General features: G+C 65.3%; 24 protein-coding genes. 17 read left to right on the forward strand and 7 right to left on the reverse strand.

Annotated features, from left to right (window positions below; all coding sequences use genetic code 11):
- Positions 1 to 51: 51 nt before the first annotated feature.
- Positions 52 to 1,428, forward strand: a complete 1,377-nt coding sequence (locus EA346_RS02740; protein ID WP_296755336.1) for a class II fumarate hydratase — start codon at positions 52 to 54, stop codon at positions 1,426 to 1,428.
- Between the two features lie 66 nt (positions 1,429 to 1,494).
- On the opposite strand, the gene acnA is transcribed toward EA346_RS02740, so the two are convergent.
- The 4 genes from acnA to EA346_RS02760 are packed head-to-tail and all read right to left on the reverse strand — an operon-like array spanning position 1,495 to position 6,502.
- A complete protein-coding gene (gene acnA / locus EA346_RS02745; RefSeq protein WP_296755338.1) occupies positions 1,495 to 4,245 on the reverse strand; it encodes an aconitate hydratase AcnA in 2,751 nt (916 codons plus the stop codon).
- Positions 4,246 to 4,262: 17 nt separating this feature from the next.
- Entirely contained in the window at positions 4,263 to 4,892 is a 630-nt protein-coding gene (hflD, locus tag EA346_RS02750) for a high frequency lysogenization protein HflD (protein ID WP_296755340.1), read from the reverse strand.
- Positions 4,893 to 4,934: 42 nt separating this feature from the next.
- Positions 4,935 to 6,047, reverse strand: coding sequence for a tRNA 2-thiouridine(34) synthase MnmA (mnmA, locus tag EA346_RS02755; RefSeq protein ID WP_296755343.1), 1,113 nt, complete (start codon positions 6,045 to 6,047; stop codon positions 4,935 to 4,937).
- Positions 6,044 to 6,502 (reverse strand): NUDIX domain-containing protein, encoded by a 459-nt coding sequence (locus EA346_RS02760; RefSeq protein WP_296755345.1) that lies wholly within the window; start codon positions 6,500 to 6,502, stop codon positions 6,044 to 6,046. Before EA346_RS02760 ends, mnmA begins: the two co-directional genes overlap by 4 nt.
- Positions 6,503 to 6,637: 135 nt before the next feature.
- Here EA346_RS02760 and icd point away from each other — a divergent pair, with 135 nt between their 5' ends.
- From icd to clpA, 3 genes are all read left to right on the forward strand, one after another.
- Positions 6,638 to 7,909 carry an NADP-dependent isocitrate dehydrogenase gene (gene icd / locus EA346_RS02765; RefSeq protein ID WP_296755348.1) on the forward strand — a complete coding sequence of 424 codons (1,272 nt, stop codon included), beginning with the start codon at positions 6,638 to 6,640 and terminating at the stop codon, positions 7,907 to 7,909.
- A gap of 85 nt (positions 7,910 to 7,994) precedes the next feature.
- On the forward strand, positions 7,995 to 8,318 hold the full coding sequence (gene clpS / locus EA346_RS02770) for an ATP-dependent Clp protease adapter ClpS (protein WP_296755350.1): 324 nt from the start codon (positions 7,995 to 7,997) through the stop codon (positions 8,316 to 8,318).
- Between the two features lie 5 nt (positions 8,319 to 8,323).
- The gene (gene clpA, locus EA346_RS02775) at positions 8,324 to 10,606 is read left to right on the forward strand and encodes an ATP-dependent Clp protease ATP-binding subunit ClpA (RefSeq protein WP_296755353.1); all 2,283 of its coding nucleotides are present in this window, start codon (positions 8,324 to 8,326) and stop codon (positions 10,604 to 10,606) included.
- A gap of 32 nt (positions 10,607 to 10,638) precedes the next feature.
- Here the strand turns inward: clpA and infA are convergent, their stop codons facing one another.
- Positions 10,639 to 10,857, reverse strand: coding sequence for a translation initiation factor IF-1 (gene infA / locus EA346_RS02780; RefSeq protein WP_296748652.1), 219 nt, complete (start codon positions 10,855 to 10,857; stop codon positions 10,639 to 10,641).
- A 234-nt stretch (positions 10,858 to 11,091) separates the two neighbouring features.
- Between infA and fabD the strand changes: the two genes are divergently transcribed.
- From fabD to EA346_RS02830, 10 genes are all read left to right on the forward strand, one after another.
- Positions 11,092 to 12,033, forward strand: a complete 942-nt coding sequence (gene fabD, locus EA346_RS02785; protein WP_296755356.1) for an ACP S-malonyltransferase — start codon at positions 11,092 to 11,094, stop codon at positions 12,031 to 12,033.
- A 57-nt stretch (positions 12,034 to 12,090) separates the two neighbouring features.
- Complete coding sequence (gene fabG, locus EA346_RS02790) at positions 12,091 to 12,828, forward strand: 3-oxoacyl-ACP reductase FabG (protein WP_296755359.1); 738 nt, start codon at positions 12,091 to 12,093, stop codon at positions 12,826 to 12,828.
- Between the two features lie 158 nt (positions 12,829 to 12,986).
- Positions 12,987 to 13,226: an acyl carrier protein gene (gene acpP, locus EA346_RS02795; RefSeq protein WP_296748655.1), complete on the forward strand. Its 240-nt coding sequence runs from the start codon at positions 12,987 to 12,989 to the stop codon at positions 13,224 to 13,226.
- A 101-nt stretch (positions 13,227 to 13,327) separates the two neighbouring features.
- Positions 13,328 to 14,566 carry a beta-ketoacyl-ACP synthase II gene (gene fabF, locus EA346_RS02800; protein ID WP_296755362.1) on the forward strand — a complete coding sequence of 413 codons (1,239 nt, stop codon included), beginning with the start codon at positions 13,328 to 13,330 and terminating at the stop codon, positions 14,564 to 14,566.
- Between the two features lie 8 nt (positions 14,567 to 14,574).
- A complete protein-coding gene (locus tag EA346_RS02805) occupies positions 14,575 to 15,891 on the forward strand; it encodes an aminodeoxychorismate synthase component I (RefSeq protein ID WP_296755364.1) in 1,317 nt (438 codons plus the stop codon).
- Positions 15,888 to 16,709, forward strand: a complete 822-nt coding sequence (locus EA346_RS02810) for an aminotransferase class IV (RefSeq protein ID WP_296755367.1) — start codon at positions 15,888 to 15,890, stop codon at positions 16,707 to 16,709. The genes EA346_RS02805 and EA346_RS02810 overlap by 4 nt, the downstream gene beginning before the upstream one ends.
- Positions 16,696 to 17,721 carry an endolytic transglycosylase MltG gene (mltG, locus tag EA346_RS02815; RefSeq protein ID WP_296755369.1) on the forward strand — a complete coding sequence of 342 codons (1,026 nt, stop codon included), beginning with the start codon at positions 16,696 to 16,698 and terminating at the stop codon, positions 17,719 to 17,721. The genes EA346_RS02810 and mltG overlap by 14 nt, the downstream gene beginning before the upstream one ends.
- Positions 17,718 to 18,362 (forward strand): dTMP kinase, encoded by a 645-nt coding sequence (gene tmk / locus EA346_RS02820; protein WP_296755372.1) that lies wholly within the window; start codon positions 17,718 to 17,720, stop codon positions 18,360 to 18,362. The genes mltG and tmk overlap by 4 nt, the downstream gene beginning before the upstream one ends.
- A gap of 10 nt (positions 18,363 to 18,372) precedes the next feature.
- Complete coding sequence (locus tag EA346_RS02825) at positions 18,373 to 19,377, forward strand: AAA family ATPase (protein WP_296755374.1); 1,005 nt, start codon at positions 18,373 to 18,375, stop codon at positions 19,375 to 19,377.
- Between the two features lie 149 nt (positions 19,378 to 19,526).
- On the forward strand, positions 19,527 to 19,874 hold the full coding sequence (locus EA346_RS02830) for a PilZ domain-containing protein (protein WP_296755377.1): 348 nt from the start codon (positions 19,527 to 19,529) through the stop codon (positions 19,872 to 19,874).
- A gap of 32 nt (positions 19,875 to 19,906) precedes the next feature.
- Here the strand turns inward: EA346_RS02830 and EA346_RS02835 are convergent, their stop codons facing one another.
- Positions 19,907 to 21,025, reverse strand: coding sequence for an aminotransferase class V-fold PLP-dependent enzyme (locus EA346_RS02835; protein WP_296755381.1), 1,119 nt, complete (start codon positions 21,023 to 21,025; stop codon positions 19,907 to 19,909).
- Positions 21,026 to 21,323: 298 nt separating this feature from the next.
- Between EA346_RS02835 and EA346_RS02840 the strand changes: the two genes are divergently transcribed.
- From EA346_RS02840 to EA346_RS02850, 3 genes are all read left to right on the forward strand, one after another.
- Complete coding sequence (locus tag EA346_RS02840) at positions 21,324 to 22,688, forward strand: lysine 2,3-aminomutase (RefSeq protein ID WP_296755384.1); 1,365 nt, start codon at positions 21,324 to 21,326, stop codon at positions 22,686 to 22,688.
- Between the two features lie 22 nt (positions 22,689 to 22,710).
- Positions 22,711 to 24,069: an adenosylmethionine--8-amino-7-oxononanoate transaminase gene (locus EA346_RS02845; RefSeq protein WP_296755386.1), complete on the forward strand. Its 1,359-nt coding sequence runs from the start codon at positions 22,711 to 22,713 to the stop codon at positions 24,067 to 24,069.
- A 174-nt stretch (positions 24,070 to 24,243) separates the two neighbouring features.
- Positions 24,244 to 25,281 carry an alpha/beta hydrolase gene (locus EA346_RS02850; RefSeq protein ID WP_296755389.1) on the forward strand — a complete coding sequence of 346 codons (1,038 nt, stop codon included), beginning with the start codon at positions 24,244 to 24,246 and terminating at the stop codon, positions 25,279 to 25,281.
- A 60-nt stretch (positions 25,282 to 25,341) separates the two neighbouring features.
- On the opposite strand, the gene EA346_RS02855 is transcribed toward EA346_RS02850, so the two are convergent.
- A complete protein-coding gene (locus tag EA346_RS02855) occupies positions 25,342 to 25,677 on the reverse strand; it encodes a hypothetical protein (protein ID WP_296755391.1) in 336 nt (111 codons plus the stop codon).
- Between the last annotated feature and the right edge of the window lie 357 nt (positions 25,678 to 26,034).

Raw genomic sequence — 26,034 nt, forward strand, 5'->3', positions numbered from 1 at the left:
TTCGGGGTGCCGCAGTATAATACAGGGCCAGTTCTCAGCCGGAGCAGGCACGTGTCGAAACCCGCACAGCGAATCGAGCAGGACAGCATGGGGCCCGTGGCGATTCCCGCCGAGGCCCCCTGGGGCGCGCAGACCCAGCGCGCGGTCGACAACTTCAGGATCGCGGGTCGCCCGCTTCCCGCCGCATTCATCGAGGCCCTGGCCCAGGTCAAGGCGGCCTGCGCGGAGGTGAACCTGGAACTGGGCCACCTGGCGCCGGAACAGGCAGAGGCCATCGTTGCTGCCGCCGACACCATCACCCTGGGACATCGCGCGGACGCCTTCCCGGTGGACGTCTACCAGACCGGATCCGGTACCAGCACGAACATGAACATGAACGAGGTGATCAGTCACCTCGCCGCCCAGGCAGGCGCGACGGTGCATCCGAACGATCACGTGAACCGGGGGCAGAGCTCGAATGACGTGATCCCCACCGCAATCCACGTGGCCGCTGCACAGGCGCTGGAGCGGGACCTGCGCCCGGCGCTGCGGCACCTGATCGCGGCGATCGCCGGGCGGGAGCGGGAACTGTCGGGCGTGGTGAAGACCGGGCGCACGCATCTGATGGACGCGATGCCGCTGCGGATGGACCAGGAACTTTCCGGCTGGCGCACCCAGCTGGAGCTGGCCGATGCACGGCTGACCGACACCGAGCGCCGCCTGTGCAAACTCGCGATCGGTGCAACCGCAGTCGGCACCGGCATCAACGCCCCGGATTCGTTTGGCGAGAAGGTTGCGAAGCGCCTCGCGCAGCGTCTGGAATTGCCGTTCTCACGCCAGGACAACGGGTTCGCCGCTTTATCGAGCCAGGACACCGCGGCCGAGCTCTCGGGCCAGCTTCGCACGTTGGGCACCGCCGTGCTCAAGGTGGCGAACGACCTGCGCTGGATGAATTCCGGGCCACTGGCCGGCATCGCCGAGATCGCGCTTCCGGCACTGCAGCCCGGCAGCTCGATCATGCCCGGCAAGGTGAACCCGGTGATCCCCGAGGCGGCAATGATGGCTTGCGTGCAGGTGACCGGTCTGGACGCGGCGAACAGCCTGGCCGCGCAGTCAGGCAGTTTTCAGCTGAACGTGATGCTGCCCCTGATCGCCGACAATCTGCTGACGCAGATCCAGTTGCTCTCCGGTGCGATGCGACATCTCGCGGACAAGGCGATCGAAGGCTTCACCGTGAACCGCGGGCACATCGAGGAGGCGCTGAGCCGCAACCCGATCCTGGTGACCGCGCTGAATGACGAAATCGGCTACGAGGCCGGAGCCCGCATCGCCAAGATGGCGTATGCGTCGGGGCGTCCGATCCTGGACGTGGCCGCCGAGGAAACGGGGATCGAACGGCAGCGCCTGGCGGAGATGCTGGACCCTGCACGCCTCACCGGGCCGCGCTGAAGGTCTGACGCCCATCCCCACTCTCCCGATGAAGGGAGAGATGGGGCGGTCCGTCAGCCGGGTTGGTCAGGCGGCGAGCTGGCGGAGTACGTAGGGGAGGATGCCGCCATGGCGGAAGTAGTCGATTTCCTGCGGGGTGTCGATGCGGACGCGGGCCTGGAACTCGAGTTCCGAGCCGTCCTCGCGGGTGGCGCGCACGTTGACCTGGCTGGCCCGGCCTTCGTCGAGGCCCTCGATGGCGAAGACCTCGCGGCCGGTCAGGCCCAGCGATGCCGCATTGTCTCCGGGCAGGAACTGCAGCGGTAAGACGCCCATGCCGATCAGGTTGGAACGGTGGATGCGCTCGTAGCTCTCGACGATCACGGCCTTGACGCCCAGCAGCAGCGTGCCCTTGGCCGCCCAGTCGCGCGAGGAGCCGGTACCGTATTCCTGGCCGGCGATCACCACCAGCGGGGTTCCCTCTTCCTTGTAGCGCATCGCCGCATCGTAGATGGACATGGCCTCGCCGTCGGGCAGGTGCACTGTCACGCCGCCTTCGGTGCCCGGCGCGAGCAGGTTGCGCAGGCGCACGTTGGCGAAGGTGCCGCGCATCATCACCTCGTGGTTGCCGCGGCGTGAGCCATAGGAGTTGAAGTCGACTGGCTTCACGCCCTTGCTGGCCAGGTAGCGGCCGGCGGGACTGTCGGGGCGGATGGCGCCGGCCGGGGAGATGTGGTCGGTCGTCACCGAGTCGCCGAGCAGGGCCAGCACGCGCGCGCCCTTGATTTCGGTCAGCGGTGCCGGCGTCATGGTCATGCCGTCGAAGTAGGGCGGATTGCGTACGTAGGTGGAGTCGTCCTTCCAGTCGAAACGATCGCCTTCGGGCGAGGTCAGGCGCATCCAGCGGTCCTCCCCGCGGTAGACGTCTTCATAACTGCTCTTGAAGCTCTTGGCGGTGACGCTGCTGGTGACGACGGCCTGGATCTCGGCATTGCTGGGCCAGATGTCCTTGAGGTACACGGGCTGGCCCATGCTGTCCTCGCCGATCGGGTCGTTCAACAGGTCCTTGGTCATGGTGCCCGCGAGCGCATAGGCGACCACCAGGGGCGGCGAGGCGAGAAAGTTCATGCGCACCTCGGAGTGGATGCGCCCCTCGAAGTTGCGGTTGCCGGAGAGCACGGAACTGACGATCAGGTCGTCCTTCAGGACCGCCTGGCTGATCGATTCCGGCAACGGACCGGAGTTGCCAATGCAGGTGGTGCAGCCGTAGCCGACCACGTGGAAGCCCATGGCCTCCAGATCGGTCAGGAGTCCGGATTGCTCGAGGTATTCGGTGACCACCTTGGAGCCAGGAGCCAGCGAGGTCTTCACCCAGGGCTTGACCTTCAGGCCGCGTTCGCGCGCCTTGCGCGCCACCAGGCCGGCGGCCAGCATCACCGAGGGGTTGGAGGTGTTGGTGCAGGAGGTGATCGCCGCGATCACGATATCGCCATGGTCCAGGGAGAACTCCTGCCCGCCCATGCTGACCCGGGTCCGCCGCGGCATATCCTGCGCCTGTTGTTCCACGCCCACGGCGGTGTGCCCGCCCTCGGCCTCGAAGCGTTCGGCCTCGACCGGCTCGGACAGGGCGCTGGCACGCTCCTTCAGCAGGGTATCGATCATGGTGCTGACGCGAACGCCGGCCTCGCTGAGGCGGAGCCGGTCCTGCGGACGACGGGGTCCGGCCAGGCTGGGCTCCACGCTGGAGAGATCGAGTTCGAGGACGTCGGTGTAGCGGGCGTCGGGGGCATCGTCCTCGCGCCACAGGCCCTGTGCGCGGGCGTAAACCTCGACCAGGTCGATCTGGGCTTCATCGCGGCCGGTCAGGCGCAGGTATTCCAGCGTTTCGCCGTCGATGGGGAAGATGCCGCAGGTGGCGCCGTATTCCGGCGCCATGTTGGCGATGGTCGCGCGGTCCGCCAGCGGCAGGTCGGCCAGACCGGAACCGAAGAACTCGACGAACTTCCCGACCACGCCGTGCTTGCGCAGGATCTCGACGATCACCAGCACCAGGTCCGTGGCGGTGGCGCCCTCGGACAGCTTTCCGGTCAGCCGGAAACCGACCACCTGCGGGATCAGCATGGAAATCGGCTGGCCGAGCATCGCGGCCTCGGCTTCGATGCCGCCCACGCCCCAGCCGAGCACGCCGAGGCCGTTGATCATCGTGGTGTGGGAGTCGGTACCGACCAGCGTGTCGGGATATGCGCGGCAGCTTCCGTCGGGCCCTTCCTCCATGAACACGGTACGGGCGAGAAACTCGAGATTCACCTGGTGCACGATGCCGGTGTCCGGCGGTACGACCTTGAAGGTGGCGAAGGCCTGCTGGCCCCACTTCAGAAAGCTGTAGCGTTCGCGGTTGCGCGAGTACTCGAGTTCGGCATTCAGGTTCACGGCGTTCACGTTGCCGTAGGAATCCACCTGCACCGAGTGATCGATGACGAGTTCGGCGGGTTGCAGGGGGTTGATCTTCTCCGGATCTCCACCGAGGGCCACCATCGCGTCGCGCATCGCGGCGAGGTCGACGACCGCCGGTACGCCGGTGAAGTCCTGCAGCAGCACACGCGCGGGGCGGAACGCGATCTCCTGTGTCGGCTCAGCCTGCGGGTCCCAGTCGAGCAGGGCCTCGATGTCGCCGGCGCGGACCGTGCGGCCGTCCTCGAAGCGCAGCAGGTTTTCCAGCAGGATCTTGAGCGAGTAGGGGAGACTCGCCGCCCGGGGATCGTCGGTGATCGGCACGATACCGCACTCGCGGCCGCCTGCCTTCACGGTCTGGGTGTACTTGTCGGAGGTTGCGCTCATGGGGTCGGCTCCAGGTTTCAGTTGTTGAGTCGATGCAGCAGATCGCGGGCCTCATGGATCAGGCGGTTGCGTCCGAGGAGCAGCTTCCAGCGAGAGCCCCCGGCCTGGCGCCAGAGTACCGCGGCACGAATGCCGGCGAGCAGTGTCGCCCGGATGCGTGCGGCCACGTTGGGATTGGAGAGGTGGGTCTGTTCGCCCTGTACGATGATGCGAGGCCCGAGCTTGGAGATCGACTCCTGGTAGACGTCGGCCAGGCGGGCGATGACACTCTCATGGGTCATGTTGAAGTATTCGACCTGACGCTCGGCTGCCTTCAGCCCGTCACCCAGGGCCTCTAGCATGTCGGGACGTGCCTGCAGCTTGCGTTCAAGGAAAATCAGGCCGATCGCGTACCGGGTGATCTCCATGTCCGGGGGCTTTCCGCCGGACTTGAGTTGCACCTCGATCCGTTCCAGGCCGGTGCGCAGGTTGGCCTCTCCGCGGAAGATGTCCTGGGGCGCCTCCACGTCGAACGCGAACAGGCTGCCGATGAGGATCTCGAACTCGTGTTCGTCGCAGTGCCCCCGCCAGGCGAGATCCTTCACAATGGACGCGGCCTGGAAGATCGCGGCCAGGGCCAGGGTTCGGTTGTAGTCGGTGCGCTCCAAGAGTGGCGATTCTCGCGTCTGGGCCAGGGGATCGGGAGGCTACTATACCGGAAGAACGGCCCCGGGCCCCGTATCCCCGGCGGCGATGACGGCTCCGCCCAAGCACTCGCGGTCGCGGTAAAAGACGATGGACTGCCCTGGGGTGACGGCCCGTTGCGGGGTGGCGAAGTGCACCGAGAGGGAATCAGGGCCGGATGCCGCGATGCGGACCGGCTGCAGGGGCTGACGATGCCGGATGCGCGCCTGCAGGGGTTCTCCGGCTGCAGGCGGGTGCAGGATCCAGTGCGGTGCCTCGGTCACCAGGCTGCCGCTGAGCAGCAGCGGATGGTCGCTTTTCTGCGCGGCGATCAGCCGGTTGCGGTCCGTGTCCTTGGCCACCACGTACCAGGGCGACTCCCCGGCCCCCGCGACGCCGCCGATGCCGAGGCCCTGGCGTTGGCCCAGGGTATAGAACATCAGTCCCCGATGCCGGCCGATGACGCTACCTTCGGGGGTGCAGATGTCGCCTTCGGGCGCGCGCAGGTAGCGCGCGAGGAAATCCCGGAAACGCCGCTCGCCGATGAAGCAGATGCCGGTGCTGTCCCTGCGCGCGTGGTTGGGGAGCCCCATTTCGAGGGCCAGGCGGCGGACCTCCGTCTTCTGCAGCGGACCCAGGGGAAACAGCGCCGGTCGCAGCTGTTCCTGGGTCAGGCGGCAGAGGAAGTAGGTCTGATCCTTGTTTTCGTCGGCCGCGCGGAGCAGGCGTGAGCCATCGGTTTGATGCAGCGTGTCCGCGTAGTGCCCGCTGGCGACGTGGCTGGCACCCAGCCTCCGGGCGTGATCAAGCAGAGCGGGGAACTTGACCTCGCGATTACAGAGAATGTCCGGGTTCGGTGTTCGTCCCGCCCGGTATTCGGAGAGGAAGTGGGTGAAGACCCGATCCCAGTAATCGGCCGAATAATTGGCCTTGTGCAGCGGGATGCCGAGCACCGTGGCCACCTCGCGCGCCATGGCCAGATCGGCTTCGGCAGCGCAGTAGCCGGGTTCGTCGTCCTCCTCCCAGTTCTTCATGAACAGGCCCTCGACCCGGTAGCCCGCCGCGAGGAGGCGGGCGCCCGCCACCGCAGAGTCCACCCCGCCGGACAGACCCAGAATGACTCTGGCGGTGTCCGTCATGACGGGTTGGGGACCAGCGTGCCCACGCTTTCCAGCGGAAGCCGTATCCCGTTCTCGAAACGGAGTATGGAACGTTCCACCAGCGGGCTGCGCAGCCGCCAGTGCGTGGCGGCCTCCCCGGGAGTGAGCCAGTGGGTCGCCAGGATGGCTGGATCCTGCTCCCAGGGCGGAGGGAGTGGTCGGGTATCGCCGGTAAACGCGACCCGCAGGGTGACGGCGCCGTTCGGCAGCGGCAGGAGGTCGCAGCCCAGCCAGGCCGTGGGCAGGAAGTCGAGGCCGGTCTCCTCGCGCACCTCGCGGACCACCGCCTCCAGGAGATTCTCACCGGCCTCGAGGTGACCTGCGGGTTGATTCAGCACCCGGTGCCCGTCGATCCGTTCCTCGACGAAGAGATGACGGCCGCGCTCGGTGATCACGGCGGCGACGGTTACGTGGCAGCGCAGGCGGCCGGGCATGCAGGGTCCGTTTGGGTTTGGAGGAAAGCCATGGTCACGATGATAACGCGGGTCGAAATCGGCTGCCGTGTAGCCCGCGGCCGTTCTTGTATAATCCGGACGTCCGTCACCCCCTTCGCGACCACTGGAGCTCCCATGGCCTACGACCACATCAAGATTCCTTCCGGCGCCGAAACGATTGCTGTCGATTCCGAGGGTGTACTGCAGGTTCCGGATCGCCCGATCATTCCATTCATCGAAGGCGACGGTATCGGGGTCGATATCACGCCGGTGATGCGGAAGGTGGTCGACGCCGCTGTCGCCAAAGCCTACGGCGGCAAGCGTGAACTTGCCTGGATGGAGGTCTATGCGGGCGAGAAGGCAAACACCGTCTATGGCGCCAATACCTGGCTGCCGGAGGAGACGCTCGACGCGGTGAAGCATTTTGTCGTCTCGATCAAGGGTCCCCTCACCACCCCGGTCGGCGGCGGCATCCGGTCGCTGAACGTCGCGTTGCGGCAGCAGCTCGATCTCTTCGTCTGCCTGCGCCCGATCCGCTACTACGCTGGGACCCCAAGCCCCCTCAAGGAACCGGAAAAGACCGACATGGTGATCTTCCGCGAGAACTCGGAGGACATCTATGCCGGGATCGAGTACGAGGCCGGCAGCGACGAGGTGCGCAAGGTCATCGAATTCCTACAAAAGGAAATGGGCGTGACCAAGATCCGGTTCCCGGATACCGCCGGCATCGGGATCAAGCCGGTTTCCAGCGAGGGCACCAAGCGGTTGGTCCGCAAGGCGATCCAGTACGCGATCGACAATGACCGCGCCTCGGTGACGCTGGTGCACAAGGGCAATATCATGAAATTCACCGAAGGGGCCTTCAAGAACTGGGGCTACGAACTGGCGCAGGAGGAGTTCGGCGCCGAGGAGATCGACGGCGGTCCCTGGTGCAGCTTCGACAATCCCCGCACAGGCAGGGAGATCGTGATCAAGGACGTGATTGCCGACGCCTTCCTGCAGCAGATCCTGCTGCGACCCGATGAGTATGATGTGATCGCGACGCTGAACCTGAACGGCGACTACATCTCCGATGCGCTGGCGGCGCAGGTGGGCGGCATCGGGATCGCCCCGGGTGCCAATCTGTCGGACACCGTGGCGATGTTCGAGGCCACGCACGGTACCGCGCCGCGCTACGCCGGGCAGGACAAGGTGAACCCTGGCTCGCTGATTCTGTCTGCGGAAATGATGCTGCGGCATATGGGCTGGGTCGAGGCCGCGGATCTGATCGTCAAGGGAATGGCCGGGGCCATCAGCGCGCGGACGGTGACGTACGACTTCGCGCGACTAATGCCGGACGTCGAGCCGGTCTCATGCTCCGGCTTCGGCGCGGCCCTGATCGAGCACATGAACAACGAAGGGGGATAGGAATTGCGGTCTCTTTGTCTATGCAGAGGAACTCGTGACACTGTCGAGACGGTCAGGTGGACCTGGCCGGTGAACCGAGCGACCCATGAGTGATACGAAGCACAAGACAGGACAGGATGAATCCGTCGCTGTGGACGAGTCCCGTCCGGAACTCAAGCCGCCGCGAAGGTTCAAGGTGGTATTGATGAACGACGATTACACCCCGATGGAATTCGTGGTGGAGGTCCTGGAAACCTTCTTCTCGATGGACCGGGAGAAGGCCACACGGGTGATGCTGCATGTGCACACCCGGGGCAAGGGCGTCTGTGGCATCTTCAGCCGCGACGTTGCCGAGACCAAAGTGGCCCAGGTCAACGATTACGCTCGTCACCGCCAGCATCCGCTGCTATGTTCGATGGAGGAGGCCTGACCGCCATGCTTGACCGCGAACTCGAATTCAGTCTCAACCTGGTGTTCAAGGACGCCCGGGAAAAACGGCACGAATTCGTGACCGTCGAACACCTTCTGGTGGCCTTGATCTCCAACCCCAGCGCGGCGATGGTCCTGCGTGCCTGTGGCGCCGACCTGGATCGAATCCGGGCGGAACTGGATGCCTGGCTGGATGCGAATACGCCGCGCATCCCGCCGCGCGACGGCCGCGAGACGCAGCCGACGCTCGGATTCCAGCGTGTGCTGCAGCGGGCGGTCTTTCACGTCCAATCCAGCGGCCGCAAGGAGGTCAGCGGGGCCAATGTGCTGGTTGCGCTCTTCGGCGAGCAGGACAGCCATGCGCTGCACCTGTTGTCCCAGCAGGACATCCAGCGGCTCGACGTGGTTAATTTCCTGTCTCACGGGATCTCCAAGGTCGCGGACGAGGATCCCGGTCAGGTCCAGCCGGGTCCCGCCGATCCCGGGGGTAGCCAGGCGGGTGCGGGCGGCGAGGAAGGCGAGGGCAAGCAGAACGCTCTGACCTTGTATGCAACGAATCTGAACGCCCGGGCCGCCCGCGACGAGATCGACCCCCTGATCGGGCGCGAGCACGAGATCGAGCGCACCATCCAGATCCTGTGCAGGCGGCGCAAGAACAACCCGCTGCTGGTCGGCGAGGCCGGAGTGGGGAAGACCGCGATCGCCGAGGGTCTCGCCAAGCGGATCGTCGATCACGAGGTCCCCGAGGCCATCGAGAAGGCGACGGTGTTCGCCCTGGACCTCGGTGCCCTGGTGGCCGGAACCAAGTACCGCGGCGATTTCGAGAAGCGGCTGAAGGGCGTGCTGGCGCAGCTGAAGCGGCAGCCCGGCGCGGTGCTCTTCATCGACGAGATCCATACCATCATCGGTGCGGGGGCGGCATCGGGTGGGGTGATGGACGCGTCCAACCTGATCAAGCCGATGCTGGCCAGCGGCGAGTTGAAGTGCATCGGTTCCACCACCTACCAGGAATACCGCGGCATCTTCGAAAAGGACCGCGCGCTGGCCCGGCGCTTTCAGAAGATCGACGTCCCCGAACCCTCGGTGGACGAGACGTTCCAGATCCTTGCCGGCCTGAAGTCGCGCTTCGAGGCGCACCACAACGTGCGCTTCACCCGGCCGGCGCTGCGGGCGGCCGCCGAACTGGCAGATCGCTACATCACCGACCGTTTCCTGCCGGACAAGGCGATCGACCTGATCGACGAGGCCGGTGCACACCGGCAGCTGCAGCCGTCGGCCCAGCGGAAGAAGACCATCAGCGTGCAGGATATCGAGGCCATCGTAGCCAAGATCGCGCGCATTCCGCCGAAGTCGGTTTCCACCAGCGATGTCGAAATCCTGCGCAACCTCGAGCGCGACCTGAAGATGGTCGTGTTCGGCCAGGATCCGGCCATCGAGAGCCTCGGTACCGCGATCAAGATGGCGCGCTCAGGTCTGGCGGACCAGGGAAAGCCGATCGGCTCGTTCCTGTTCACCGGCCCGACGGGCGTCGGCAAGACCGAGGTGACCAAGCAGCTGGCGCGTGTCCTGGGGATCGAATTGGTGCGCTTCGACATGTCGGAGTACATGGAACGGCACACGGTCTCACGGCTGATCGGCGCGCCTCCGGGCTACGTCGGTTATGACGAGGGCGGCTTGCTGACCGACTCCATCCTGAAGCATCCCCACGCCGTTCTGCTGCTCGATGAGGTCGAGAAGGCCCATCCCGATGTGTTCAACCTGCTGCTGCAGGTGATGGACCACGGGACGTTGACCGACACCAACGGCCGCAAGGTCGACTTCCGTAACGTCATCGTGGTGATGACCAGCAACGTCGGTGCGGAAATGGCCAGCCGTCCTTCGATGGGGTTCACCCAGCAGGACCATTCGACCGACGCAATGGAGGTCCTGAAACGCACCTTCAGTCCCGAGTTCCGCAACCGCCTGGACGGGATCATCCAGTTTGCAGCGCTGGACGAGGCCACCATCCTCGGTGTCGTGGACAAGTTCCTGGTGCAGCTGCAGGCCCAGTTGGACGAGAAGAAAGTGGTGCTCACGGTGACGCCGGAAGGCCGCGCCTGGCTGGCGGAGCACGGGTACGATGCCAAGATGGGCGCGCGTCCCATGGCGCGGACCCTGCAGGAATACATCAAGAAGCCGCTGGCCGAGGAGATCCTGTTCGGGCGGCTGATGAAGGGCGGCGGAGAAGTGGTCGTCCGGCTGGGCGAGGACGGGCTGGTGCTGGACATCCGGGAGCCGGCCGTCTCCTGATGCGGAAGCGGGTCCGGGGAACCGGATCCGCTTTACTTGTTGCGGTAGACGATGCGTCCCTTGCTGAGATCGTAGGGGGTCATCTGCACAATCACCTTGTCGCCCCGAAGGATACGGATGTAGTGCTTGCGCATCTTTCCCGAGATGTGCGCGGTGATCACGTGACCGTTTTCCAGTTCGACGCGAAACATCGTGTTGGGCAGCGTCTCGACAATGGTCCCTTCGAGTTCGATCTCGTCTTCCTTCGCCATGCAGTTCCTCTTAGATGTGACACAGGAGGCGACATTATGCGGATGCGTGGCGGGAACTCAAGCGCGACGCCCCTGTAGCGCGGTATTTGCGGGGATTCGCACCCGTCGCGGCAGTGCCGCGGACGCGTTGCGTCTTCCCTTCGGGCGCATCAGCCGTCGAGCGAATGACCGGTGTTTGCCGCTCGGGAATTGATCGGCATACACTACGCCAGTCTTGGATGGATCAGGTCAGCCATGGAATCACAGTGGGCAGTCATGTTCCCGGGTCAGGGATCGCAGTCGGTGGGCATGCTGGGCGAACTGGGCTCGAAGCATTCCATCGTTCGCGAGACGTTCGCGGAGGCCTCCGAGGTCCTCGGCATGGATCTCTGGGATCTGTGCCAGAACGGACCCGTGGAAACCCTCAACCGCACGGAATACACCCAGCCCGCGATGCTTGCGGCCGGAGTCGCTGCCTGGCGCGTGCTGACTGGGGCAACGCAGGCCCGTCCCGGCATGCTGGCGGGTCACAGCCTCGGCGAGTACAGCGCCCTGGTGGCGGCGGACGCGCTGGATTTCTCCGCTGCCGTGGGCCTTGTCGCCGAGCGCGCTGCGGCGATGCAGGGAGCCGTACCCGAGGGCCACGGCGCGATGGCGGCCATCCTGGGCATGGATGATGCCGCCGTGCTGGCCCTGTGCGCCTCTGAATCGGGACCCGACGTCCTCGAGGCAGTGAACTTCAATTCGCCGGGACAGGTGGTCATCGCCGGTTCGGCCGCCGCGGTCGAGCGTGCCATTGCCGCCGCACCGGGCGCCGGCGCCAAGCGGGCCCTGCGTCTCCCGGTCTCGGTGCCCTCGCACTGCGCATTGATGCGGCCCGCTGCAGAGCGGCTGATGGCCAAGCTCGAAGCGACAGAACTGCGCCTGCCGAGGATTCCGGTGCTGCACAATGTCAGCGCCGGGCCGGTCGATTCCACCACCGAACTGCGCGCGATCCTGGCCGAGCAGCTGTTCCGTCCGGTGCGCTGGGTCGAAACGATCCAGGCGATGCGCGCGGGTGCGGTTGAGGTGCTGGTGGAGGCCGGGCCGGGACGCGTGCTGACGGGGCTGGCCAAGCGCATCGACCGGGACCTGCTGTTGCTCGAGGTCAGTGACGAAGCCAGCCTGGCGAAGACCCTTGATGTGCTGAACACCTGATGGGCGCCGGCGTGCCAAAGATCAACCGACGACGCAAAGCGAGAAGGAAGGCGACAGATGTCTGAAACGAGAGGTGCAGCCCTGGTCACCGGCGCGAGCCGCGGCATCGGTGCCGCCATTGCCCGACGCCTGGCCGACGACGGCTGGAAGGTCGTCGGAACCGCCACGTCGGCCAAGGGCGCTGAGATCATCTCGTCCGCACTGGGCGATGTCGGCGGTCGTGGAATCGTTCTGAACGTGACCGATTCCGACTCGGTGCAGCGGGCCCTGGAGGACATCCAGGGGCACGAAGGCGCGATCGAGGTGCTGGTCAACAACGCGGGCATTACCCGCGACAACCTGTTGATGCGGATGAAGGACGATGAGTGGGACAGCGTCATCGAAACCAATCTCTCCGCAGCGGCACGGCTCACCCAGCGCCTCCTCAAGGGCATGATGAAGGCCCGGCGGGGACGCATCATTCTGATCGGCTCGGTGGTCGGTTCCAGCGGCAATGCCGGCCAGGCCAACTATGCGGCCGCCAAGGCGGGTCTGGCCGGGTTCGCGCGCGCCCTTGCGCGTGAGGTGGGCAGCCGCAACATCACCGTGAACACCGTGGCACCGGGATTCATCGATACCGACATGACGAAGGAGTTGGCCGAGGCAACGCGGGCCAAACTGCTGGAGGGCATTCCGCTGGGACGCCTGGGACAGCCCGGGGAGATTGCGGCGGCCGTGTCGTTTCTTGCCTCTCCTGAAGCCGGTTACATCACGGGCGAGACCCTGCACGTCAACGGGGGCATGTTCATGCATTGATGGCCGTCCGGGGGATTTTCGGGCCGGTTTGGCACCGGAATCGACCGTCGCCCGGGTGGGTTGCGGGCCGGTCCTGGGCCGCACTGGATCGAACCGGTTCTTTTCACTAGAATGGCGCTCGCAAATTGACCGCCACACACCCAAAGGGGATGTCGTACATGAGTAGCATTGAAGAACGCGTCAAGAAGATCGTCGTTGAACAGTTGGGTGCCAAGGAAGAGGACGTCACCAACACGGCCTCTTTCGTCGATGACCTCGGCGCCGATTCGCTGGACACCGTCGAGCTGGTCATGGCCCTCGAGGAGGAATTCGAAACCGAAATACCGGACGAACAGGCGGAAAAGATCACCACCGTCCAGCAGGCCATCGATTACATCCAGGCGAACATGAAGGACTGAGGAACGCCGGCCCCCGGCCGTTCCAGTGGGCTGAAAGGCCAGGGCCGCTCGCGTCCGACCGCGGTGGCCCTTGCTTTGTTGCGTTTTGAGGGAGAATTCAATTGTCTAAGCGTCGTGTGGTGGTTACAGGGCTGGGTATCGTTTCCCCGGTGGGCTCCACGGTGAAGACGGCCTGGGAGAATATTGTCGCCGGCAAGAGCGGCATCACGCCGATCGATGTCTTCGATGCCTCGGCCATGCCGGTCCGCATTTCCGGCGCGGTGCGGGACTTCAATGCCGACGATTACGTCCCCACGAAAGAGCAGAAGAAGATGGACACCTTCGTGCTCTACGGCCTGGGGGCGGGTATCCAGGCACTGGACGACTCCGGGTTGGAGGTCACGGAGGCCAATGCCGAGCGCATCGGGGTGGCGCTGGGCTCCGGTATCGGCGGCCTGCCTTACATCGAACGTTCCTACGCGGCCTACCTGAAGGGGGGGCCGCGCAAGATCTCTCCGTTCTTTGTGCCCAGTGCCATCATCAACATGGTGGCAGGCAATCTGTCCATCATGCGCGGGCTCAAGGGTCCGAACATCTCGATCGTTTCGGCCTGCGCCACGGGGACCCACAATATCGGGGACGCCGCGCGCATGATCGCCTACGGCGACGTGGACGCGATGCTCGCCGGCGGTGCCGAGATGGCAACGACCCCCCTGGGGATCGGCGGCTTTGCCGCGGCCCGCGCGCTGTCGACCCGCAATGACGATCCCGAACGTGCCTCGCGTCCCTGGGATCGCGATCGGGACGGATTCGTGCTCAGCGACGGTGCCGGGGTGATGATGCTGGAGGAGTACGAACACGCCAAGGCCCGCGGTGCACGGATTTACGCGGAGCTTGCGGGTTTCGCCTGGAACTCGGATGCCTATCACATGACTTCGCCGTCGCAGAACGGCGAGGGTGCGGCGGCCTGCATGGTGAAGGCCATGAAGGACGCCGGGGTGGATCCAACCGAGGTCGGTTACATCAATGCCCACGGGACCTCCACGCCAGCCGGGGACCTCGCGGAGACCCACGCAACGAAACTGGCAATGGGTGACCACGCGAAGAAGGTCTTCGTGAATTCCACCAAGTCGATGACCGGTCACCTGCTTGGGGCTGCGGGCGGGATCGAGGGGCTGTTTTCGGTGCTGGCCCTTTATCACAAGATTTCGCCTCCCACGATCAATCTCGACAATCCAGGCGAGGGTTGTGATCTGGACTACGTTGCGCACGAGGCGCGCGACATGGATACCAGGGTGGCGCTGTCCAACTCCTTCGGGTTCGGGGGTACCAACGGGACCCTGCTGTTCCGCTCGCTGTAAGGGCAACCATGTCCGTCCGGCCCCTCGCGGCGGGCGTGGATCTCCTTGCCCTGGCCCGGGCCTATCCGGAGCGTTATCCGCACTTCCTGGATACTGCGCTGATCGGCCAGGCGCCGGCGCGATTCTCCATCCTGTTTGCGTTCCCAGGCTCGACCATCGTCGGCAGCGGGGCGACCGTTCTGGACCACCTGCAACAACTCGGTCCGTTCGACGTGATGCAGGCGGAGACGGGGCACCTGGAATTACCGTTTCTGGGTGGATGGTTCATCTACCTGGGGTACGAACTGGCGTGGGACATCGAACCCACGTTGGGGCAGTGCACGCAGGATCCCTGGCTTCCGACGGCCCTGGCAACATATTTTCCGGCCGCGGTAATCGAGGACCACAGGGAACATCGCAGCTTCTTCGTTGACGATGGTTCTGCACCCGGACGCTGGGAGCATCTCCATCAGGATCTGGCCGCTCTGAGCGAACCCCTGGAACCGGGGCCTCAGCCCGGGCTGAGCGTGACGGAGGAGGATCCGGAGCGCTATCTCGCTGCAGTACGGCGTGCCCTGCGGTACATCCGCGACGGTGATTGTTTCCAGGCCAATCTGTCGCGCGAGTGGCGCATCCACGCAGTTGACAGCATCGATACGCCGGACCTCTATCAGCGGCTCCGGCGCGCCAATCCGGCGCCATTCGCAGCCTGGCTGCGCCTGCCCGGGGCGGAGATCATGAGTTCGTCGCCCGAGCGGCTGGTCAGTGTTCGAGGGGGCGTCGCCGAGACGCGACCGATCGCGGGCACGCGGCGCAGAGACCGGGAAGTGATCAAGGATCAGGAATTGGTGAACGACCTCAGAATCAATGCGAAGGAAAAGGCCGAGCACGTGATGCTGGTCGATCTGGAGCGGAATGACCTCGGCCGGGTCTGTCAGCCCGGGACGGTCAGCGTCCCCGAGTTCATGACGATCGAGAGCTATCGGCGGGTCCATCACATCGTGTCCGCGGTCCGTGGGCGTCTGCGCGCCGGGGCCACGCCGGCGGATCTGATCCGTGCCACCTTTCCCGGCGGCACCATCACCGGCTGTCCGAAGATCCGCAGCATGCAGATCATCCATGAGTTGGAGGGCGGCGCGGCACGGGGCGCCTACACCGGTTCCTGCGGCTACATCAGCCGGCACGGGGCGATGGACACCAATATCCTGATCCGCACTCTGGTCGTCCGCGATGGAGAGATCCGCTTCCGCACCGGGGCGGGTATCGTCGCCGACTCGGACCCCGAGGCAGAACTCCAGGAGACCCGACACAAGGCGCACGGACTCCTGGATGCACTGCGGCGATGACGATCCTGGTCAACGGCGAGCGTGGCAATCGGATCGATCCGAGTGATCGTGGCCTCCAGTTCGGGGACGGGGTGTTCGAGACGCTGCGCCTCGAGGCCGGCCGCCCCGTGCTGTGGGAGCGTCACTGGGCGAGGCTGTGCCGGGGCCTCGAGGGCCTGGGGATCCCGCGGCCGCGCGAGCAGGACTGCCTCGATGACCTTCGGGCGGTGGCCGGATCGCCCAGGGCCCTGGCAAAGCTCATCGTTACGCGTGGGCCCGGTCCGCGCGGCTATGCGATACCGGAGCGGGTCCAGCCCACGCGGATCGCGATGGGGGGAGCCCCGTTGGCGGTTCCCGACGAGGGGCACATACTGCGCCTTGGGGTTTGCAGCACACGAACGGGTCGCAGTCCCCTTCCGGGCTGCAAGCATCTGAATCGTCTGGAGAATGTGCTGGCGCGGCGCGAGTGGGGTGCGGACTGGGATGAAGGTCTGATGCTGGACGGGGGCGGCAACGCTAGCTGTGCCACCCAGAGCAATGTCTTCATCCTGGAGGGCGGTTGCCTGCTGACCCCGCGCGTGGACGAGTTTGGTGTCGCGGGAACGCGGCGGGGCTGGTTGCTGGAACACGCGTCGCGCGCCGGGCTGGTGGTCCAGGAGGCAAGACTGTCCCTGGAACGGGTGCAGGCTGCGGAGGGCATCTTCCTCAGCAACAGCCGGATCGGGCTGAGACGGGCCCTCCTGGTCGGGCAGCGTGATAGGGTGGCCGGCGGCGGGCAGGCGTCGCCTGCCCTGGCCATGGTTTCTGCGCTCGGAGCGGAATTGAATGCGTTGGCTTAGTCTTATCTTCCTTGTTCTGCTGATCATCGCCACGCTCGCGGGCGCCCACCTGGCGAACACCTATCAGAAACAGGTGTTTCAGCCCCTGGAACTCGAGCGCGATGAGATCCTGGTGGTGCGCCCGGGGCAGGGCTTCCGCCAGATCAACCGGGAACTCGTCGACCGGGGTTGGGTAAGGCACCCATGGATGCTCGAGATCCACGCCCGCTACCACGGGATCGCGGGTCGCCTGCAGGCCGGCGAGTACGAAGTGCCTGCCGACATGACGCTGGCGACGCTTCTCGACAACATGGCGCGTGGTGTTGTCGTGCGGCACAGGCTGACGGCCCCCGAGGGGTGGACGGCCCGTCAGTTCCTGGAGGCGGTTCAGGCACATCCGGCCCTGCGACCCATGCCCGAGCCCGCGGATCTCGAGACGGTGATGGCGGAGCTGGGCAAGCCGGACATGCATCCGGAGGGTTGGTTCCTTCCCGATACCTACGTCTTCGGTCGCGACACACCGGCCATTCAGGTGCTGAAGATGGCTCATGAGGCCTTGAACCGCCAGCTTGAACAGGCCTGGACCGCGCGTGTCGAGGATCACCCGCTCGAGACTCCGTACGAGCTGCTCATCCTCGCGTCGATCATCGAGAAGGAGACGGGCCAGGCGGAGGAACGCGGCCTGGTCGCCGGTGTCTTCGTCAACCGGGTGCGCCGGGGGATGCGCCTGCAGACAGATCCGACCCTGTTGTATGCGCTGGAGCCGGGGGCTACCCGCCTCACCCGCGCGGAGCTGCGTCGTGACCATCCCTACAACACCTATACCCGGGATGGTCTGCCGCCGACACCGATCGCGCTGCCGGGCCTCGCGTCGATCCGGGCTGCCGCCAATCCGGCGGAGACTGAGGCGCTCTTCTTCGTTTCCCGCAAGGACGGTACGCACGCGTTCTCGAAGACCTACGCGGAACATCGCGCCGCCGTGATCAAATATCAGCTGGGTGGCGACGCGAGCCGCTACGGGGCGCGGCGGTGAAGCCGTCGGTGCGCGGCCGCTTCATCACCTTCGAGGGCATCGAGGGCGCCGGAAAATCCACGCAGCTTGAACGCCTGCATCGCCGGCTGCGGGACGAGGATACGCGGGTGGTGCTGACCCGCGAACCCGGGGGGACAGCGCTCGGCGAACGGCTGCGCGGGCTGCTGCTCGATCCCGAGGTCGGTGCGATGGCGGCGGAGACCGAACTGCTGCTGATCTTCGCCGCGCGCGCCCAACACCTGCGCGAGGTCATCGAGCCGGCGTTGGCGCAGGGCGCCTGGGTCCTCTGTGACCGCTTCACCGACGCCAGTTTTGCCTACCAGGGCGCGGGACGGGGCCTGGGAGCCGAACGGGTCGCCGTGCTGGAGACCTGGCTGCAGGGCGATTTTCGTCCCGACCTGGTGCTGCTGTTCGACGTGTCTCCGCAGGTCGGGCTGGAGCGGGCTCTGACCCGCGGCAAACGGGATCGCATCGAAAGTGAGGATATGGCGTTCTTCGAACGTGCCCGTAGCGCCTATCTGCAGCGGGCCCGGGCGGACGCGGGACGTTACCGGGTCATCGACGGTGCCGCTGAACTGGAAACGGTGGGTGCCCAGGTCGACCGGGTTTGGGACACCTGGCGGCGGGGAATGGACGGATAAGAGCCTAACCATGAACAACCTCTCATCCGACGGCGGACCGCTTGCTTTCCCACCCTGGCTACGCGCGCCGCTGGCTGGCCTGGTCGCGCTGGTGCAGACGCGACAGCCGCCCCCGGGGCTGCTCGTGGCGGGCCCCGACGGCGTGGGCAAGGGCCTGCTGGTCCGGACCTTCCTGCAACGAGTCGCCTGCAAGAAGGCGTCCGAAGACGTCTTCCCCTGCGGAAGCTGCAATGGCTGTCGCAGTTTTCTAAGCGGCAGCCACGCTGAAATCCTGGAAGTCACTCCGGAGGAGCCCGGCAAGGAAATCCTCGTCGACCGGGTCCGCAGCGTGATCGATTTCCTCTCGCTCAGTCGCAGCGGCCCGGCGCGTTTGGTGTTCATCGAGCCGGCCGAGTCGATGAACGTGAACGCCGCCAATGCCTTGCTGAAGACCCTGGAGGAACCGCCGGAAGGAGCGATGGTTGTGCTGGCCGCGGCGCGTCCGGCGCGGCTTGCGCCAACGATACGCAGCCGCTGCCAGCGCCTGCGTATTCCATCGCCGGATCCCGCACTGGTGCGCCAGTGGCTCGCGCCGATGGCGGGGCAGGGACTCACGGTGGACGAGGCGCTGGCGGCCAGCCTGAATCGGCCGATGGCGGCGCGGGCGCTGCTCGATGATCCGGTCGCAATCGACATCTGGCGCCAGGATCGCGAGGCACTCGGGATGCTGCTGGAGAGTGCATCGCCGTTTCCCGTGGCCACGCGTTTCCAGGCCTGTGATCTCGGCTCGCTACTGCCCCGTTTGCAGCGGCTTCTGGTTTCCGCTCAGGCGTACCTGTTGACCGAACAGCCGGATGCGTTCGGGCGGCTGTTCGAACGGGGGGCGCTGGAGCGCTTCGCGCGCAATCGCGGCCTGCAGGAACTGTCCCGCCTGTTCCAGGACTCGCTGCAGTGGCACCGTGATCTGCCGACCGCGTTGAACCCGCAGTTGCGCTGTGAGCACATGGTGCTGCGCCTCTGGCGGCGGGGCTCCTGATGGCATTTTCGCATTGCCGTCGATGGGACTGGCACTGCGGGAAGCAAAACGGCCATAATTATAAATTGGGGCTAGTTCAGGTGTATCGCAACCGAGCGGTCCCGGCGCAATCTGGTGACCGTAATGTACAGTGATGTGGTGGAGACGAGATGACGGCACCCACACGAGGCCGCATTCTGACCCTGGCGATCCGGGAAAAATCGGCGCTGTTCGCGGCCTACATGCCCTTTGTGGCCAATGGTGGGCTGTTTATTCCCACTGAAAAACCCTTCAGACTTGGCGACGAGGTGTTCGTGCTGCTGTCCCTGCTCGATGAGTCCGAGCGGATTCCGGTGCCTTGTCAGGTCGTCTGGATCACCCCCGCCCGTGCCCAGGGCAACCGTTCCCGCGGGATCGGTGTTCAGTTCAGCCCGAGCGACAAGGGTGCGACGCGGCGCCTGATCGAGACCCATCTGGGCGGCATGCTGAAGTCCACCGGGCGTACCCACACGCTCTGAATGAACAGGCCTGCCAAGGCGCGCGTGCCTTCCTACTTGGACCCCGCACCCTCCGCCACCAGCGCCAGTGCCTCGTCCAGGGCATCCAATGGCAGATAGAAGTGCGGCGAGAAGCGTATGCCGCCGCCCCGCTGTGCGCACAGGACACCGGCGTCCTGGAGTCGCCGGAACACGGCTTCCGTTTCTCCGCGAGTCGGGCGGAAGGTGAGGATGCCCGCGTGCCTGGCCGGGGGAGTCAGGATCTCGCAGCCCAGTGACCGGAGCCCGTCGTGCAGGTGCTGCCAGCGGTCATCGATCGCCGCCGCGATCGGTTCCGGCCCCACCTCGAGTAGCAGTGACAGGCTGGCATGCAGGGCATGGATGCCGAGCAGGTTGGGGCTCCCCGGTTCGAACCGGCGCGCATCTTCGGCCACGATGAGCGCTTCACTGCTGTAGTCGCCCGAATCGGCCAGCATGTGCCAGCCGAATTCCTGCAGGATGAGGCGGTCCCGCAGCTCGGGACGGACATAGAACAGCGCGATACCCTCGGGTGCGAGCAGCCACTTGTGTGCATCCGCCATCACGAAATCGGCCTGCACCGCCCGGGCGTCGAAGGGCAGGGCGCCCAGATGCTGAATGGCGTCCACGCAGAACAGGATGCCCCGGCCGCGCAGGGACGTGCCCAGGCGCTGGAGGTCCATGCGCAGCCCGCTGGCGAACTGCACCGCGCTGCAGGAGAGCAGGGTGGTCCGGTGGTCGCAGGCGGCGAGCAGCGCGTCTTCCGGAGCATCAAAGGGGAGTTCCACCTCGCGCACCTCCAGTCCGAAACGCTCCGCCGCCATCAGCCAGACGACACGGTTGGAGGGGAACTCGCCACGCGGGATGACGATGTTCCGGCCTGCTAACCAGGGCAGTCCGAAGGCGACGATCGACAGGGCCTCCGAGGTGTTCTTCACGAAGGCGATGTCGGCTGCATCGTCGGCGCCGATCAGGGCTTGCGCGAGCCCGCGTGTCGCTGCCTCGACCTTGAGCCACTGCGCATAGTGGCGTGAACCGGAGATCGCGTTTTCCCGTGCAAAGGCCGTCACCGCCTCAGCAGTGCGCAACGGCCAAGGACCCACTGCGGCGTGGTTCAGGTGGATGATGTCCTGATGCGGAAATTCCGGATGCATGACGGCCTCCAGTGGATTTCCAGACAGCCTGTCATATCCGGGCCGCAGGTCAAGCCGGAACCCGGCCGGGGGACTATTTCGGGCGGGCCACGGCATGCCGGCCTGAAACCATCCGGAACGGTTCATGTTCTGAAGGGTTGCCCAGCCGGGTTCCGCTTGCTACCGTGCCCTGTCGTTTTTTCGCAAAACTATTTTGCGACCACGTTGTTCCGGCACCGGTCCGCGACCGGCTTCAGGCATTGGGCCTGACCGCGCCCCTGTGCGCCGCGCACCTTTTTTTCCATGCAGGAGGAACTGGATGAATTCAGTTCTGAGATTCTTTCGTGATCCCGATCTGGGGACGATCGAAGCCCGTAGTTTCAAGGTCTTCAACGAACGTACTCTGGATCGCATCGACGCGCTCGCCGGCATCTCCGAGGAGATGCGATTCGAGATGCAGGTCGTATCCAGCGTGCTCCCGTTTCGCGTGAACCAGTACGTCATCGAAGAGCTCATCGACTGGTCCAATGTGCCCGATGATCCGATTTTCCAACTCACGTTCCCGCAGCGCGGCATGCTGGAACCCGAGGCCTTCGCGCGCATGGCTGCGCTGCATGAGAGCGGGGCAGAGCGTGGGGCGATCGTGGCGTTGGCCCGGCAGCTGCGAGAGGGTCTCAACCCACACCCCGCGGGGCAGCTGGCAATGAACCGGCCGCGGGATTTCGCCGGCAACATCGTCGACGGCCTGCAGCACAAGTACCGCGAAACGGTGCTGTTCTTCCCCAGCCAGGGACAGACCTGCCACAGCTATTGCACCTTCTGCTTCCGCTGGGCGCAGTTCGTGGGCGACAAGGAACTCCGTATCGCCTCCAGCGAGACAGAAACCATGCTGGGCTACCTCAGGGCGCACCGCGACGTTTCGGATCTCCTGATCACGGGCGGGGACCCGTTGGTGATGAAGACCCGGAACCTCGCCCAATACCTGGAACCGCTGCTGGCCCCGGCGTATGACCACATCCAGACCGTGCGCATCGGTACCAAGGCCCTGAGCTTCTGGCCCTACCGGTTCGTGACCGACAACGACGCCGATGATCTCCTGAGGCTGCTGGAACGCATGGTCGATGCCGGCAAGAATGTCGCCGTGATGGCCCATTACAATCACTGGTGGGAGATGGATACACCCATCGCACGGGCAGCGATCCGTCGCCTCCGGGAGACCGGCGTGACCATCCGGTCCCAGGGTCCGTTGCTGGCCCACATCAACGATCGGGCCGAGGACTGGGCGCGGCTCTGGCGCGAACAGGTGCGTGTCGGCATCCATCCCTATTATCTGTTCGTGGAACGCGACACCGGGGCGAGAAGGTATTTCGAGGTGCCGCTGGCGCGGGCCTGGGAAATCTACCGCGACGCCATGCAGTCCGTCTCCGGTTTGTCGCGCACGGCGCGGGGGCCGTCGATGAGCGCGGGGCCGGGCAAGGTCGAGGTGCAGGGCGTGACGGAAATCCAGGGCGAGAAGGTCTTCGCCCTGCGCTTCCTCCAAGGGCGCAACCCGGACTGGGTGCAGCGGCCGTTCTTTGCCCGCTTCGATCCCGAGGCGACCTGGCTGGACCAGCTGCGGCCCGCCTTCGGCGAAGAACGGTTCTTCTTCGAGGACGAATACGCATCGATGCTCCCCGCGGCCTGAGCGGGGGCGTTACAATCCGCGCATGGATGCGCTCACGCTGAAACGCCGCGATCTCGCCGCCCTCTGGCACCCCTGTACCCAGATGAAGGACTACGGGGAGGAGGGCACCCTGCCGATGCTGGCCATCCGCCGGGGTGCGGGGGTCTGGCTGGAGGACTTCGACGGAAACCGGTACCTGGATGCGATCAGCTCCTGGTGGGTGAACCTGTTCGGGCACGCGAACCCCACGATCAATGCCGCGATCCGCGACCAGCTCGACCAGCTGGAACACGTGATCCTTGCCGGCTGCACCCACGAGCCGGTGGTGCAGCTCTCCGAACGCCTGATCGCACTGACCCCCGAGCCCCTGAAACGCTGCTTCTTCGCCGACAACGGCAGCGCCGCCGTCGAGGTGGCATTGAAGATGAGCTTCCACTTCTGGAAAAACCGCGGGCACCCGGAGAAGCAGCGCTTCATCTGCCTGAGCAACAGCTACCACGGCGAGACGCTGGGTGCGCTCGCGGTGGGCGACGTCGAGTTGTATCGCAAGACCTACGCACCGCTGATGATGCCGGTGATCACGGTACCGGGACCGGACTGCTTCGAGCGCGAGCAGGGCGAGACCTGCGCTGACGTGGCCAGGCGCCGGTTCGCGCTGATGGAGGCCACGCTGGCCGAGCACGCGCACGAGACCTGCGCAGTGATCGTCGAACCGCTGGTGCAGTGCGCAGGCGGGATGCGCATGTACGACCCCGAGTATCTGCGCCTGCTGCGTGCGGCCTGCAACCGTTATGGCGTGCACCTGATTGCCGACGAGATCGCGGTCGGCTTCGGGCGTACCGGAACGATGTTCGCCTGCGAGCAGGGTCCGATCAGCCCGGACTTCCTGTGCCTGTCGAAGGGCCTGACCGGGGGCTACCTGCCTTTGGCCGTGGTACTGACCACCGATGACGTCTACGACGCGTTCTACGACGATTACGAAAAGCTGAACGCGTTTCTGCACTCGCATTCCTACACCGGCAACCCGCTGGCCTGCCGCGCGGCACTGGCGACGCTGGACATCTTCGAAGACGAGCCGGTGCTCGAGCGCAACCGGGAACTCGCGCGGCACATGGGGCGAGCACTGGCGCCGCTGCAGGAGCACCCGCACGTCGCCGAGGTACGGCAAACCGGGATGATCGCTGCGGTCGAACTGGTGCAGGACAAGGCCACGCGCACACCTTTCCCCTGGCAGGAACGCCGCGGACTGGCGATCTACCGCCACGGTCTTGAACGCGGCGCATTGCTGCGGCCACTGGGAAATGTCAGCTACCTGATGCCGCCGTATGTGATCACAGAGGACCAGATCGACTTTCTAGTGGAGGTGATGCGCGAGGGGATCGAACGTGCGGTGTCCCGGTGAGCCATCCCGTGCCAACGGGACCCGGAGGGAAAGGAGAGCGGCAGACCCGTATCGAAGGCACGGCGCTTGCCTGCAGCCCGTCGCGCTGTGTCATGAACCGACTTCCGTGTGTTCATGCCAATGAACCCTAAGGGCTCCCGCGCACAAACGTGGTTCAGGCTTGCCGCTTCGCTCGTGTTTCTATCCGTTCTGCTCGCCGTGTCCTGGACCTGGTGGGCGGAGAGCGACCCCCAGGGGGAACGGGAACTGCGCGTACTGGTACAGGACCAGCTGCACGAATGGTTCCCGGAAGAGATGGGCCCGGCTTCCGGTGTGTACGGGCTTTTTCTGCGATCCGCGAAGGCGTCTGATGGCGCGGCTCCCCGGGCCGTCCTGGTACACGGCCTGGATGAACCGGGGAATATCTGGGACGACCTCGTTCCCGCCCTGGGAGAAGCGGGTTTCGAAGTCTGGGAATTCCGCTACCCGAATGATCAGGGCATCGACCGGAGTGCCGATCTGCTGGCCGAGCATTGGCCGCAACTGGAAACCGACCATCCGGTGATGCTGATCGGGCACAGCATGGGAGGCCTGGTCGTGCGGGACTTCGTGTCACGCCTGCGCCACCCGGAAGGCGCAGCCCCAGCTGTCCATGGTCCGGCCGTTGCTGGGGTGATTCTCGTCGGCACACCCAACCAGGGCTCGGAATGGGCCCGGCTGCGAGTCTGGCTCGAGCTCCGGGAACAACTGGCCCCGGGCGCGGACGGGCGTTTCTCGTTGTTTGCGGGCCTGAGAGACGGAACCGGCGCAGCCAAGATCGATCTGCGGCCCGGCAGCGCTTTCCTGCGGGAGTTGGGCGAGCGGCAGTGGCCGACCCGGGTTCCCGTGCATATCATCGGGGGTGTTTTGCTGGAACCTCCGCCCGCAATGACCGCCGGACTGGAATCGATCGGTGACGATCTGGTCTCCCCCGAACTGGATACCGCCTTGCGCAGCTGGTGGGCGGATATCGGTGACGGGCTGGGCGATGGGGTGGTTCCAGTCGCATCGTTGACGCTTCAGGACGTACCACCACCGATCCTCGTTCCGGCGTCGCACCGTGGAATGCTCGCGCGCTTCTTTGCGGGCGATCCCGACCCCCCGGCGATTTCGCATATCATCGACATTGCCTTAGGCTGGGCCGCGTCAGAGTCTGCATCTCCGACTGAAGGTATCGACCTGGATCAGCGTTAGCTTGAGCTGTTTCAAGTAGCACGAACCTGGCGTGCCACTAGCCGGGACGGAAGGCGAGAATCAACTCCTCAGCCTCGGCCTGTCATCTGCCCGACTCGATCGCGGTCGTTCCCCGGCCACGACCGTTCCATACCCCATCCAGAAGCCTTCGTGCGCGATGTGCAGCAGGGGGTTGTCCCCGGCGCCGAACCGCGAGTAGAAGTCGACCGTTCCGTCGGCGACGCCGCAAAAATCCGCGTGATCATCGGTGGCCTGATAGATCGTCTGCCCGGCGGGGTGCACTCTCCATTCGCAGCGCGAGAGGATGGCGTCCTGGAACTCCTTCGGGGCACGCCCGAACCATCCCTCGTTGCGGGTCAGCACCGCAATGCGTTCAGCCATCGGGATCTTGGGCATGCGCGAACTTTCTCACGATATTGTGCGGAGTCGAACAATCTTCGGGGCGCGGAGCATTAAACTCAACGGGTCTGAGGCCCGGGCGGTCCAGACAGTCCATTAATCGACAGCGCGCCCGGATGACACGCATCCGGGTAACCTGCGGATGACGTTGTGCGTTGCCGCCGGGAAAGTTCCGATAATACTTAGGTCAAACTTGATCACAAACATGCCGATGCGGTCTGCAAATACTGCGACATCACCGAGCAGCTGGGAGTTCGAAGTCACGCCCTATCTCTTCGCCTCGGGGCTGAACGGGACCGTTGGTGCCCGCGGGATCGAGGCCGATGTCGATGCCTCCTTCAGCGATATCTGGGA

The sequence above is a fragment of the Thioalkalivibrio sp. genome, from assembly GCF_007692535.1.
Lineage (GTDB): Bacteria > Pseudomonadota > Gammaproteobacteria > Ectothiorhodospirales > Ectothiorhodospiraceae > Thioalkalivibrio.